Source organism: Aliiroseovarius sp. xm-d-517 (genome assembly GCF_013283135.1).
Classification (GTDB): Bacteria; Pseudomonadota; Alphaproteobacteria; order Rhodobacterales; family Rhodobacteraceae; genus Aliiroseovarius; species Aliiroseovarius crassostreae.
In genome coordinates this window covers 1,444,283-1,456,910 of the sequence record NZ_WBXT01000001.1, presented here as the reverse complement: position 1 = coordinate 1,456,910, position 12,628 = coordinate 1,444,283, and the positions used below count along the sequence as shown (strand labels likewise).

Below are 12,628 nucleotides of genomic sequence, written 5' to 3'. Positions count from 1 at the left end.
GCCTGCTCGAAGTTACGTTTCCGACCAGGCCTGTGCCTGCGCAGACCCCAGCCGGAGCAGGTCAATCGCACGGGCGGCAATCTGCGTCACGATGTCATCCACGCTGCTTGGTTTGAGGTAAAAGGCGGGAACGGGCGGCAGGACAATGGCCCCCATCTCGGTGGCTGCGGTCATATTGCGCAGATGGGCCAGTGTCAGCGGGGCCTCGCGCGCCAGAAGCACCAGTTTGCGCCGTTCCTTGAGCTGCACCCCGGCCGCACGGGTCAGCAGGTTATCGTCCAGACCATTGGCAATTGCCGCGAGGCTGCGCATGGAGCAGGGGGCGACGATCATCCCGGCCACGGGCACGGAACCCGAGGCGATGCTGGCGCCAATATTGCGCACATCGTAATGGACCGCGGCAAGCGCGCGCAGCTCGTCAAGAGCCCCTGCGCCGCATTCCTCAGCCAGGGTGCGCTCTGCCGCCGGGCTGACCACGAGGTCGATCATCGTCTCCATTTGTGCAAGCTGTCGTGCAACCGACAGGCCGAGGGCGGCGCCCGAGGCGCCCGATAAACCCAATATCACCCGCTGTTTCATGATGTCATCTCCGGCATCACTCGTGCCAGAAGATCGGTGGCAAAGGCGGCGTCTTCGGGGGCGGTCTGCATGACACTGCCCCATTCGCGACGGGTTTCTGCCCCCAGCTTATTGGTGGCATCTATCCCCATTTTTCCCGCAAGCCCCGGCTCGGGAGAGGCAAAATCCAGATAATCCATCGGTGTGTTTTCCACCATCATCACATCGCGGGACGGATCCATCCGCGTGGCCAGCGCCCAGGAGATGTCATCCCAGTTGCGCGGGTCGATATCCTCGTCCACGACGATGATCATCTTGGTGTAGCTGAACTGTGCCAGCATCCCCCAAAGCGCCATCATCACCCGGCGCGCCTGCCCGGGATAACGTTTGCGGATTGAAATCACCGCCATCCGGTAGGAACAGGCCGCTGGTGGCAGCCAGAGGTCGTGGATCTCGGGGATCTGTGCCTGAATGGTGGGCAATGCCAGCTGGTTGAAAACCTCACCAATGATGGCCGGTTCATCGGGGGGACGACCGGTATAGGTGGAGAGATACAGCGGGTCCTTGCGGTGGGTGATTGCGGTCACGGTCAGGACCGGGAAATCCTCGGCATTGTTGTAATAGCCAGTGTGGTCGCCAAACGGTCCCTCCGGGGCCATCTCCGTGGGGGAGACATACCCCTCGATCACGATCTCGGCTTCGGCGGGCACCATCATCGGAATGGTCCGGGCCGGCACCAGCCGGGGACGCTGGCCGTTCAATGCGCCGGAAAATGTCAGCTCGGACACGTTTTCGGGCAGGGGGAGGGCCGCTGACAAAAGCATCGCGGGGTCTGCACCAAGCACAATTGCAACGGGGGTTTTCTCGCCCGCCCGGACCCAGCTTGCATGATGATGCGCGCCGCCCCGATGGGCCAGCCAGCGCATGATGATCTTGTCGCGGCCGATCACCTGCGCCCGATAGACGCCGGCGTTGTAGCGCGCCACATCCTCGGCAGAGCTGTCTTGGGGGCGGGTCAGAACAATGGGCCATGTGATCAGCGGGCCCGCATCGCCGGGCCAGTGGGTGCAGACCGGGATCGAGGCCAGATCGACCGCGTCACCTTCGCAGACAACCTCCTGCACGGCGGCTTTGCGCACCGTTTTGGGGCGGGTTGCCAGGGCCGCTTTCAGCATCGGCCAGCGTGACAGCGCATCCCGCATGCCTTCGGGTGGGGTGGGGGCGCGCAGTGCCGCCAGAAACGCGCCAAGCTCGGGCACTTGCTCCAGCCCGATGCCCAGCCCGGCGGCCACGCGGGATGTTGTGCCGAACAGGTTTGTCACCACAGGCATGAGTGGCCCAGCCCCCTCCGCCACCGGATGATCAAACTGCAAAACCGGCCCGCCGTGTTCCAGCACCTGACGATGCACGGCAGTCAGTTGGTGGCGGATCGAAACCGGATCGGAAATGCTCTGAAACTGGCCGCTCTCGCGGCACCAGTCGAGGTAATGGCGCAGGCTGGGAAAGGACGGGTGGGCACGCACGGCTGGGATCTCCTGCATCAGGTCCTTCGGGTCCTAGCAGCAAAAATCTGCCCCTGAATTGACAATGATCAATTTGTCGCAGGGGGCAGGGGCGTAGCAATTGACCAGAACCAGGTTCAACTCGGGTGGGAAAGGAGCTCCATTTGACCCAGCCAACATTGACGATCCCGCATGTCCCGCAGCTTGCCGCGCGGGCCCTGCGGGGCTTGCCCTTGATGCCACTATCCTTTTCGCTCACTGCATATGCCCGCAAGATTGCGGTGCAGCATCCGGGGTTGTTTCGCCGGTTGGGAGAGCATGATCACACGCCGTTTGTGCTCGACCCGACCGACCTGCCTTTTGTGATTGAGCTGCAGCCGGGAGGGGGCAAGCCGAAGATTCGCGTGGTGCGGGGCACGGGACGCGGCGAGGCGCGGATCGCCGGGCCGCTGGCCGCCCTTTTAGGGCTTGTGCACGGGGCTTATGATGGGGATGCGCTGTTTTTCTCACGCGATCTGGTGATCGAGGGGGACACCTCTGCCGCGCTGGCCCTGCGTAATGCGGTGGATGATGCGGAACTGGACCTGAGCGAGGAGGTGGCGCGGATCTCTGGCCCGCTTGGGGCGTATGTGCAAAAGGCGCTGGCCTTTGCCGAAGCGCGCACCGGAGTTGTGCTCAGCCGGCAAGAGGAGCTGGGCGCATGGTGATGGAAATTGTCTGTCCCGCCGGCACCCCTGCCGCCCTGCGCGCAGCCGTCAAGGCGGGTGCCCACACGATCTATTGCGGCTTTGCCGACGAAACCAATGCCCGCAATTTTCCGGGGTTGAATTTTGACCGGGAGGAGATGCGCGAAGGCATCCGTTTTGCCCACCAGCACGGCTCGAAAGTGCTGATTGCAATCAATACGTTCCCCTGTGCCGGGCGAGAGGAAATCTGGCATCGGGCGGTGGCGGATGCCGAGACATGCGGCGCGGATGCGGTGATCCTCGCGGATGTTGGTCTCTTGGATTATGCCGCACGCAACCACCCGAACCTGCGCCGTCACCTTTCGGTGCAGGCGGCGGCAGCGAATGCGGATGTGATCAACTTTTATGCCCGGGAGTTCGGCGTGAAACGCGTGGTGCTGCCGCGGGTGCTGTCGGTGCCGGAAATCGCCGCGATCAATGCGGAAACCGAGGTCGAGACCGAAGTGTTCGTGTTTGGTGGCCTGTGCGTGATGGCGGAGGGGCGCTGTTCGCTTTCCTCTTATGCCACCGGGCGCTCGCCCAATATGAACGGGGTCTGTTCGCCTGCAAGCCATGTGGAATATCACGACGAAGGTGGGGTGCTGGATGCAAAGCTGGGCGGATACACGATCCACCGTGTCGGCAAAGATGAAAACGCCCCTTACCCCACATTGTGCAAGGGGTGTTTTACCGCTGGCGGCAAGGACGGGCACCTGTTTGAGGACCCGGTAAGCCTGAACGCCGAGAAGCTGATCCCGCAATTGCAAAAGGCCGGCGTGACTGCCCTCAAGATCGAGGGGCGGCAGCGGTCGCGGTCTTATGTGGCGCAGGTGGTGCGCAATTTCCGGGCGGCGGTGGACGCGCTTGAGGCCGGGTTGCCGATGCCGGAAGGCATGCTTGCCCGCCTGTCCGAAGGGGGCGCGATGACCACGGGTGCTTACAAGAAAACATGGCGGTGAAGGAAAGATGACCATGGAACTGACCGTTGGACCGAACCAGTTTTTCTGGACTGCCGATCGCTGGTCCGAGCTTTATTCGGACCTTGCCAAAGCGCCGGTGGACCGGGTGTCGCTGGGCGAGCTTGTGTGCTCAAAACGCCTGCCATTCTATCACGACCGCATTCCCGAGGCCGTCGCCACCTTGCAGGAGGCGGGCAAGGCTGTGGCCCTGACATCGCTTGCGCTGGTGACCCTGAAACGTGAACGCAAACTGACCGCAGAGCTGGCAGAGATGGGGGTTGAGGTCGAAATCAATGACCTGACTGCGATCAGCTATCTGCCCGAAGGAACGGCGTTTTCCGTGGGGCCGCTGGTGAATGTCTATAATGAAGGAACGCTCGACTGGCTGGCCCGCCGGGGGGCAACCCGGATCTGCCTGCCACCTGAATTGCCGCTTGCATCGGTGCAGGCGCTGGGCGCCAAAGGGGCAGAGCTGGGACTGGTGATCGAGGCCTGGGGCCACGGGCGCCTGCCGCTGGCCATTTCCGGGCGCTGTTATCACGCCCGTCGTCATGGGCGCACCAAGGACAATTGCCAGTTTGCCTGCGAAGAGGATCTGGATGGGCTGGACGTGCGAACGATGGAAGACAAACCCTTCCTGACCATGAACGGGGTTCAGACCCTGTCTGACAGCTATGCCTGCACGGTGCACCAGATTGACATATTGCGGGATGCGGGCGTCACTGCGCTGCGCCTGTCGCCGCAATCCAATGGCTTCCTGCGACTATGTGCGATCTATGCGCAGGTCCTGGCAGGTGAGATGATGCCGGACATGGCGGCACAGGAAATTTCTGAACTGGACGCCAATACCCGCCTGTCGGATGGCTTTCTGACCGGTGCGCGTGGGGTGGATTGGTCCGGGGATGGTGCTCTGGCGTAAAAGGGAAATGTGACATGAGAATTGCACGGATCAGTTCCACGGAACGTGGCAAGGTGGATCAACTGCTCAGCGAGGTGGCTGAATTGTTGCAGTCGCAGGGACGACAGCTGGCCGGCATCGTCAAGGATCATAGCCATGACAGCCAGTTCGACAATGGATGTGATATGAAAGTGCGCGTGTTGCCCGGTGGACCGGTGATCCAGATCACCCAGAACCTGGGGGCGGGATCAGATGCCTGCCGCCTAGATCCCGGCGCAATTGCCAACGCGGTATCCGCGGTGGAAGGCGGGGATTTGTCCGGCGCGGACCTGTTTGTGCTGAACAAGTTCGGCCCGGAAGAGCTGAATGGGCGTGGTTTTGTTTCGGCCATCGGCAAGGCGGTCACGCGGGACGTGCCGGTTCTGGTTGGCGTGGGGGTGAACAGCCGCGCTGAGTTCGACGCGTTTGCCGGGGGCGAAGCGGTTGAGCTTGCGCCGGAGAAAGAGGCGATCCTGAACTGGTGTCGCTCTGTCCTCGGTGACGTTCCCCAAACCTGAGGCACCCAGAATTTTGACATCTCCTGTGGCGGTTTGGCCTTTCCCAGTTCCGGGGCCCGTCACGGGTTGAACCCGAAACGCTTTTCTCTTCGCATTCAGAGGCAAACCCATGGCCGACCCGCATCCCTCCAACACCCGAAACAGCTCGGCGCGGGTGCGCCGCTGGACCGGTCCCGCGCTTCTGAGCTTTGGCTACCGACCGCTGTTTTTGGGGGCTGGCCTTTGGGCGGTGCTGGCCATGGTGCTGTGGCTGGTCGAGCTGACCGGGACGCGGGTGCTGGCCACCCACCTTGATCCAATCGGCTGGCATGCCCATGAAATGCTGTTTGGCTATCTCGGTGCGGCGCTTGCCGGCTTCATGCTGACTGCCGTGCCGAACTGGACCGGGCGCCTGCCAATTCTGGGCTGGCCGCTGGCGATCCTGACCGGGCTTTGGGCGGTGGGGCGCGCGGTGATGCTGGTCTCTGCGCTTGTTCCCGGCCCGCTTGTCATGGCGCTGGATCTGGCCTTCCCGCTTTCGCTTCTGGCAATGTCCCTGCGCGAAGTCCTCGCCGGTCGGAACTGGAAAAACCTGCCGCTGCTCGCGCTGTTTTCGCTCTACATTCTCGGCAATGCGCTGTTTCACATCGAGGGGTTGAACGGGGGCTTTCCTGCCCGTGGTCCCGGCCTGCGCCTTGGCCTGTCGGCGGCCCTGTTGCTGATCACCCTTGTTGGCGGACGGGTGATCCCCAGCTTTACCCGCAACTGGCTGGTCAAACAGGGGCAGGAGGGGCGCCCGGCTGCTCTTGGTCCATTTGACCTTATCGTTTTTGTCGCATCCGTGCTGGTGTTGCTTGGCTGGAGCGTATCGCCCACCCAAACTGCACTTGCCCCCGTGATGCTGCTGGTGGGGGGCGGGCATTTGCTGCGGTTGCTGCGCTGGAAAGGTTGGCTGACACGTGGAGAAGCCCTGCTTTGGGTGCTCCATATGGGCTATCTCTTTGTGCCGCTTGGCTTTATTGCCATGGGCCTGTCCATTCTGGACCCGGTGGCGCTGCCTTATGCAGGGGCGCTTCACCTTTGGATGGCGGGGGGGATTGGTGTGATGACCCTGGCCATCATGTCGCGGGCGAGCCTCGCTCATGCCGGGTTGCCGCTCCATGCCGGTGGGCGGCTGACGCTTGTCTATCACCTGATCATCGGATCGGTTCTGTTGCGTTTTGGTGGGGCCTATCCGGGGGCGGATGGCTGGGCAAACCACCTCTCAGCCCTGCTTTGGCTTGCAGGTTTTGCGCTTTTCACCGCGCATTACTGGCCGGTCTGGTGCGCAAAACCGATCCCAAAACGTTTCTGACCACCAACGTGGCCACCACCACGTCACGCCTTTACCGCATTACAAATGGATCCGGGATCGGGTCATCTGAGGTCCGCAGCCAGACCGATTTCACCTTGGTATACTCCATCGCCGCCTCGATCCCCCCTTCGCGCCCATGACCAGACAGCCCGTGCCCCCCGAACGGGGCAATTGGACTAACCGCCCGATAGGTGTTGACCCAGACAATGCCTGACCGGATGGCGCGGATCATCCGATGCGCGCGGGTCAGGTCCCGGGTGAACAGGCCAGAGGCCAAGCCGAACTTTGTCTCATTGGCGATGCGTATGGCGTCTTCTTCGTTGCGAAAGGACACGACAGACAGCACCGGACCAAAAAACTCGTGGGTCAGGCTGTCCGCATCGGGCGCCGCGTCGCAATCCAGAATGGTTGGCGGGAAATAGAACCCTTCGCGGTCAATGGGTTGCCCGCCAGTGACGAGCTTTGCCCCCTGGGCCACCGACCGTTCGATCAGGTCCAGTGCCAGATCGCGCTGGCGCTTTGTGCAAAGGGGCCCGACCTCGGTCGCCATGTCATCCGGTGCGCCGATCACCACAGCTTCGGCCTTTTCCTTGAGCCGGGCAAGAAAGGCTTCCTTGATGTCTTCATGCACAACAAGGCGCGACCCGGCGACACAGCTTTGCCCGGTCGCCGCAAAAATCCCGGAAACCTGGGCATTGACGGCACTTTCCAGATCCGCGTCGTCAAACACGATGAAGGGGGATTTGCCGCCCAGTTCCAATGAGGTCGAGGCAAGGTTCTCTGCCGAGTTTCGCACGATATGGCGCGCGGTCTCCGGTCCGCCGGTAAAGGCCACATGGGCAATTTTTTCGTGGCGGGTGAGGGCCGCGCCCACCTCTGGCCCGCCCGTGATCACATTCAATACGCCTTTGGGAAAGCCGGCCTGATCAAAGATCCGGGCAAATTCCAGCATCGGTGCCGGCCCGTCTTCTGAGGCTTTCAGCACCATGGTGCAGCCCGCCGCCAGCGCGGGGCCGATCTTGACCGCAGACAGGAACAGCTGCGAATTCCACGGCACGATTGCGGCCACAACCCCCAGGGGTTCACGCCGCAGCCAGACCTCCATATCCGGTTTGTCGATCGGCAGGTGCGCGCCCTGGATTTTGTCGGCCAACCCGGCGTAATAGCGGAAATACTCCGCCACATAGGCGATCTGCGCCGAGGTTTCGCGGATGATCTTGCCAGTGTCGCGGGTTTCCAGCTCTGCCAGCCGCGGTGCATTTTCCGCGATCAGATCCGCCAGTCGCATCAGCAGCTTGCCGCGGGAGGTTGCGGTCATCCCCGACCATTCAGATGAGAAAAACGCCGTTTCAGCCGCCTCCACCGCGCGGTTCACATCCTCGGGCGAGGCATTGGGCATCTTTGCCCAGACCTGCCCGCAGGCGGGGTCGAGACTGTCTAACTGTGCGGTTCCATCTTCGAAGGTGCCGCCAATATACTGCTGAAATCTCTGCATTTCTCTGTCCCTTAACCGCTATTGGAATGCGGGCATCACGTCCTTGATAAACCGTTCCAGCGACGCTTTCTTGCGCTCAAAACTCATCGAACTGTCGATCCAGAAGGAATATTCATCATATCCCAGCGCCTCATATCCCTTCAGGCGCTTGATCACCTCATCCGCCGTGCCAATCACCAGATCGCGCTCCATCGCGTCGGGAGAATAGAACGGATGGTTTGCGATGTCCTCATCGGTGAGCGGCTCGATCAGCCCCTGGGTGATCTCGCGCTTGTTCATGAACCAGGCGCCGAAATAGCAGTAGAACCGGTTCAGTTCCTGGGCGCCAAGCTTGGTGTCGGCAGCATCTTCCGCCACATAGGTGTGCTGCAGGAGCATGACCTTCGGGCGCGGCTGGTCCGAATGCTTCTCGCAGGCGGCGTTAAACTTGCCCATCAGATCGGCAACCTCTTCGTCGCCTTTCCACAGGGGCGTGACCTGCACGTTGCAGCCATTGGCCACGGCAAATTCATGGCTGTTCGGGTCGCGTGCAGCGATCCAGATGGGCGGGCCGCCTGCCTGCACCGGCTGCGGGGCCGAGGTGGTTTTGGGGAACTGGTGGAATTCGCCGTCATGGGCGTAATCGCCCTTCCACAGCGCCTTGACCGCTGGCACCAGCTCGCGCAACCGCTGGCCCGCTTCCCAGGCGTCCATACCGGGCATAAGCCGTTCATATTCAAACTCATAAGCGCCGCGCGCAATGCCCAGCTCCAGACGCCCTTCGGTGATGATGTCGGTCATCGCCGCTTCACCGGCCAGCCGGATCGGATGCCAGAACGGCGCAATCACCGTGCCCGTGCCAAGGCGCACATTTTTGGTGTGGCGCGCCACGTCGATCAGGTTCAACATCGGGTTCGGCGCGATGGTGAAGTTCATCCCGTGATGCTCGCCGGTCCAGATCGCGTGCATCCCACCCTGATCGGCGATTTTGCACAGGGTGATGAACTCGTCATAAAGCTGTTTTTGGTCCTGATCGGGTGAGATGCGCTCCATATGGGCAAAAAGTGAAAACTTCATTTGGACGAACTCCCTTGCGACAGCGGGCGCACATGGCCGCTGTTTCGATTGCCATAATACACCCCAAAATTCCCCATCCGGCTTTCGGACGCGAACCGTTCCAGCATGGTGCACATGGCCGGGTCGGCGATGTCTTTCAGGGCAGCGGGGGACAGGTCGGAAAAACGGCCCTGCGCGGGGGTGCCCTCCGCCGCCTGACAGAGGAATGAGATATGCTGATGCCCGCGGTTTTCATCTTCGTAGACCGAGTAAATGAAGCCCGGATCGGCGGATATGCCAAGACCGTCGATCAGTCGGGTCAGGGCCGCAGATGCCCCGTCTTTCTTAACCTTGGTTTCCGGCAGGGTAAGTTTTCCCTCTTGCGTGTCGACCAGCAGGACCTTGCCGTTGTGCTCAATCAGGGCCGAGATGATCAGGTCAGCTTGATTGGACAGGGCTTCGACTTCGGCCGCGGGGGTGACATAGGCGCCACGGGCATAGCCCAGACCGGGGGCGGTGCCGTTCTCGAACGCCTCGACCCGGCCGATCAAAATCAGGTGGTCCCCTGCTTCGATCGTGTTGAACATGGAACAATCAAACCAGGCGGAGGTGCCGGAAAAAATCGGGCTGCCCTTCGGCCCCGCCTGCCAGTCGACCGCTGCAAAGCGATCGGAAACCGGGCGGGCAAAGGTGTTTGACACATCGATCTGCCCTTCGGAGAGGATGTTCACCGCAAATCCATCGGCCTGCGCAAAGGTGTTGTAATTGCTTGATGTATTGGCAAGGCAGACCAACACCAGCGGCGGGTCGAGGGACACCGAGGAGAAAGAGTTTGCGGTGAACCCCACCGGGTGCCCCTCCGCGTCATGGGTGGTCACCACGCAGACCCCGGTCAGGAAGGCCCCAAAGGCGTTGCGAAGGGCACGGGGATCAATCTCACGCATGATATTGCTCCTTTGTTGAGGATGTGAGCCAGGTTGCCAGGGCGGCGTTGACCGCTTCCGGGGCCGTCAGGTTTACCATGTGACGGTGGCCTTCGATAATGACAGCATGACCGTTTGGGGCCTCGGCTGCCATGGCCTGCGCCATGGCAGGTGTTGAGTTCAGGTCACCGTCTCCGGTAAGGGCAAGGAGCGGGCATTGGATCTGTTTGAACTGATCCGCATAGGTCTGATCTCCGCGTGCAAAAGCAGTGTAGGCCGTTGCGTAGCCGTCGATATTAACTTCGGTTAACCAGCCTGACACCTGACTGCGGGCTTGAATTTCTGCCGGGGTCGATCCGAACCAGCGCTCCAGCGGTGTCTCCAGATCAAACGCGCCGGACCGGATCGTTTCTGCGCGGGACAGGACCGCCGCGCGGGCGGTTGGGCTGCGGCGAAAGACACCGTTCAAAAGCGCAACCCGCTCAACCCGCTCGGGGTGGGTGACGGCGTATCCTGCGGCGATCAGCGCGCCCATGGAATGACCGATCAGACTGACCGCGCCCAACTCCAAGACATCCAAAGCCGCGCCCAGCCACGTTACAAAATCTGCCAGTTGTGCCTGTGCGGAAAGGGGGGAACTGCCGCCATGACCGGGCATGTCCAGCGCGATCACCCGATGTGAGCGGGCCAGAGTGGCAATTTGCGGTGCCCAGGTGGCAGATTGCATGCCAACCCCGTGGATCAGAACCACGGTCTGGCCAAGCCCCGTCTCGCGATAGGCCAGCGTGCCCCCCGAAAGCGGGCAGGATTTATACGGCGGCAGGATTGTCGAGGTCATGCCCCAATTCCTTCAGATCCTGATAGCGATCACCGATACGATGGTGCGGGCGCCCGCCGATCGAGGCCCCAAGCGCCACAACAATCTCATCCGCTCCGGGCGCATCCGCCACCTGCAGGGCGATGGTCAGGTAATGGCTGCGCCGACCGCCATCGTTTTTGTCCATCAGTGGAATTTGCAACGGAGCGTTGGCCGGGCCGCGGGTGTTGGTGAAGGCCAGATAGGATTTTGCCCCGACGGCTTCGCGATAGTGGTTGCCGAAACGAAGGGTGTGGATCAGCGCAGAGGCATGTTCGACCTCTCCATTCATGCCGACAATGGCGGCCTTGCCATAGCCCTCGACCTTGTCGCCACCCCCTGCCGCGTCCAGCACCATATCTGTCAGGAGCTTGCCCAGCCCCGGCGCACAGTCATGGATTGCGGGGCGCAAATCCTCGGTGAACCCTTGCCCGGCCCAGGGGTTTTTGATCACGGCGATGGCGGCAATCATCCTGAGAGGGGTCTCGGCGGGTTTGCCCCCTTCGATCAGCGTATCTTCGATATGGAGCAGTGTTTTGCGGATTTCTGCGGGCATGGGGTGCCTTTCTCGATTCGATGCCAGTATCATGGTATACCATAATGCAGTCAGTCAATATACTCTTGCCTGAAATGCGTGTCACTGCTAAGGGAGACCCATGACCAAACCGACACTTTCACCGATTGAACAGCCCCCCCAAACCCTGCGTGACATGGTGCAGGAGCGGGTGCGGGATGCGATCATCGAGGGGCATTTCAAGCCGGGAGACCGCCTGGTCGAGCGCCCCTTATGTGATCAGCTAGGGGTCAGCCGAACCGTCATTCGTGAAACAATTCGGTATCTTGAGGCGGAAGGTCTGGTGGAGATCCTGCCCGGACGCGGCCCGATCGTGGCCAGGATCAGCCGGGAAGATGCGCGCCAGATCTATGACATCCGCCGAATGCTGGAAACCGCTGCCGCCGAGAGTTGCGCGCGTCGGATCACACCGGAGCGGGCCAAGACCCTCTGTGCTGCTTTGGTGCGGTTGCAGCGTGAGCGGGGGGGCGAGCCGGGCGATCTGTTTCGGGCCTCTGCCGATTTCTACTCCGAGATTTTCCAAGGGGCCGGACATCATATCGCATGGGAAATCGTGCAGCGGCTGAATGGGCGGATCTCCCGGTTGCGGATGATGACATTGTCCTCAACTGACCGGGTGCGATCGGGCGCGGAGCATATGCAGGCGATTTGTGATGCCATCACCTCGGGGGATCCGCAGGCGGCGCGCAGGGCTGTCAACCAACATCTGGATGACACCACCGAAATTGCCGAACGGCTCTTGGCGGAAACGGAACAGGGGGCTGAGGCAGGGCTGGAGTGAGCGCCGCTGCGGTTTCCAAATTTCCTGAAAGGACCAATAATGGATGATCTGTTCAAGGCCGGTATGGCCAAGCGAAAAGCCACCTTAGGTGCTGAATATGTTGAGAAAAATCTGGCAGCGGCGGATGAGTTCTCTCGTCCGTTCCAGGAGGCGATGACCGCCTGGTGCTGGGGCTTTGGCTGGGGGGATGAGGCGATTGACGCGAAAACGCGCTCGCTCATGAACCTGTCGATGATTGGCGCGCTGGGCAAGATGCACGAATGGGAACTGCATCTGAATGGCGCGATCAACAATGGTGTCAGCTTCGAAGAAATCCGCGCTGCGATCCATGTGATTGCGATCTATTGCGGCGTGCCACAGGGGGTGGAGTGTTTTCGCATTGCCCGTAAGGTGTTGGAAGAGCGAGATCTTTTGCCGAAGGGCGCGTGAGTC

The 12,628-nt window shown here is 61.4% G+C and carries 14 protein-coding genes; 7 read left to right on the top strand and 7 right to left on the bottom strand.

The features are described 5' to 3' along the window. Positions 1-12: 12 nt before the first annotated feature. Together XMD517_RS06965 and XMD517_RS06960 are read right to left on the bottom strand one after the other, a co-directional pair. Positions 13-579 (bottom strand): UbiX family flavin prenyltransferase, encoded by a 567-nt coding sequence (locus XMD517_RS06965; RefSeq protein ID WP_173485660.1) that lies wholly within the window; start codon positions 577-579, stop codon positions 13-15. Continuing rightward, positions 576-2,081, bottom strand: a complete 1,506-nt coding sequence (locus XMD517_RS06960) for a UbiD family decarboxylase (RefSeq protein WP_173487806.1) — start codon at positions 2,079-2,081, stop codon at positions 576-578. The genes XMD517_RS06965 and XMD517_RS06960 overlap by 4 nt, the downstream gene beginning before the upstream one ends. A gap of 143 nt (positions 2,082-2,224) precedes the next feature. On the opposite strand from XMD517_RS06960, the gene XMD517_RS06955 reads away from it, so the two are divergent. The 5 genes from XMD517_RS06955 (at position 2,225) to XMD517_RS06935 (ending at position 6,532) form a co-directional block, all read left to right on the top strand. Beyond that, positions 2,225-2,767 carry an SCP2 domain-containing protein gene (locus tag XMD517_RS06955; RefSeq protein ID WP_254449680.1) on the top strand — a complete coding sequence of 181 codons (543 nt, stop codon included), beginning with the start codon at positions 2,225-2,227 and terminating at the stop codon, positions 2,765-2,767. After that, entirely contained in the window at positions 2,767-3,744 is a 978-nt protein-coding gene (locus tag XMD517_RS06950; protein ID WP_173486310.1) for a peptidase U32 family protein, read from the top strand. The genes XMD517_RS06955 and XMD517_RS06950 overlap by 1 nt, the downstream gene beginning before the upstream one ends. 13 nt (positions 3,745-3,757) lie before the next feature. Continuing rightward, on the top strand, positions 3,758-4,663 hold the full coding sequence (locus XMD517_RS06945) for a U32 family peptidase (protein ID WP_173485659.1): 906 nt from the start codon (positions 3,758-3,760) through the stop codon (positions 4,661-4,663). A gap of 14 nt (positions 4,664-4,677) precedes the next feature. Further along, the gene (locus tag XMD517_RS06940) at positions 4,678-5,199 is read left to right on the top strand and encodes a DUF2478 domain-containing protein (protein ID WP_173485658.1); all 522 of its coding nucleotides are present in this window, start codon (positions 4,678-4,680) and stop codon (positions 5,197-5,199) included. A 109-nt stretch (positions 5,200-5,308) separates the two neighbouring features. After that, positions 5,309-6,532: an NnrS family protein gene (locus XMD517_RS06935; protein ID WP_173485657.1), complete on the top strand. Its 1,224-nt coding sequence runs from the start codon at positions 5,309-5,311 to the stop codon at positions 6,530-6,532. Between the two features lie 31 nt (positions 6,533-6,563). On the opposite strand, the gene XMD517_RS06930 is transcribed toward XMD517_RS06935, so the two are convergent. From XMD517_RS06930 to XMD517_RS06910, 5 genes are read right to left on the bottom strand one after another with little or no spacing between them, the layout of a single operon-like run. After that, the gene (locus XMD517_RS06930) at positions 6,564-8,027 is read right to left on the bottom strand and encodes an aldehyde dehydrogenase (RefSeq protein ID WP_173485656.1); all 1,464 of its coding nucleotides are present in this window, start codon (positions 8,025-8,027) and stop codon (positions 6,564-6,566) included. An 18-nt stretch (positions 8,028-8,045) separates the two neighbouring features. Beyond that, positions 8,046-9,083, bottom strand: coding sequence for an LLM class flavin-dependent oxidoreductase (locus XMD517_RS06925; RefSeq protein WP_173485655.1), 1,038 nt, complete (start codon positions 9,081-9,083; stop codon positions 8,046-8,048). Further along, positions 9,080-10,006, bottom strand: a complete 927-nt coding sequence (locus XMD517_RS15810) for a flavin reductase family protein (RefSeq protein WP_173485654.1) — start codon at positions 10,004-10,006, stop codon at positions 9,080-9,082. Before XMD517_RS15810 ends, XMD517_RS06925 begins: the two co-directional genes overlap by 4 nt. Then, a complete protein-coding gene (locus XMD517_RS06915) occupies positions 9,999-10,823 on the bottom strand; it encodes an alpha/beta fold hydrolase (protein WP_173485653.1) in 825 nt (274 codons plus the stop codon). Before XMD517_RS06915 ends, XMD517_RS15810 begins: the two co-directional genes overlap by 8 nt. Next, on the bottom strand, positions 10,795-11,397 hold the full coding sequence (locus XMD517_RS06910) for an amino acid synthesis family protein (RefSeq protein WP_173485652.1): 603 nt from the start codon (positions 11,395-11,397) through the stop codon (positions 10,795-10,797). The genes XMD517_RS06915 and XMD517_RS06910 overlap by 29 nt, the downstream gene beginning before the upstream one ends. A 100-nt stretch (positions 11,398-11,497) precedes the next feature. On the opposite strand from XMD517_RS06910, the gene XMD517_RS06905 reads away from it, so the two are divergent. Together XMD517_RS06905 and XMD517_RS06900 are read left to right on the top strand one after the other, a co-directional pair. Beyond that, positions 11,498-12,196 carry a GntR family transcriptional regulator gene (locus XMD517_RS06905; RefSeq protein ID WP_173485651.1) on the top strand — a complete coding sequence of 233 codons (699 nt, stop codon included), beginning with the start codon at positions 11,498-11,500 and terminating at the stop codon, positions 12,194-12,196. Positions 12,197-12,235: 39 nt separating this feature from the next. After that, a complete protein-coding gene (locus tag XMD517_RS06900; RefSeq protein ID WP_173485650.1) occupies positions 12,236-12,625 on the top strand; it encodes a carboxymuconolactone decarboxylase family protein in 390 nt (129 codons plus the stop codon). Positions 12,626-12,628 lie beyond the last annotated feature (3 nt).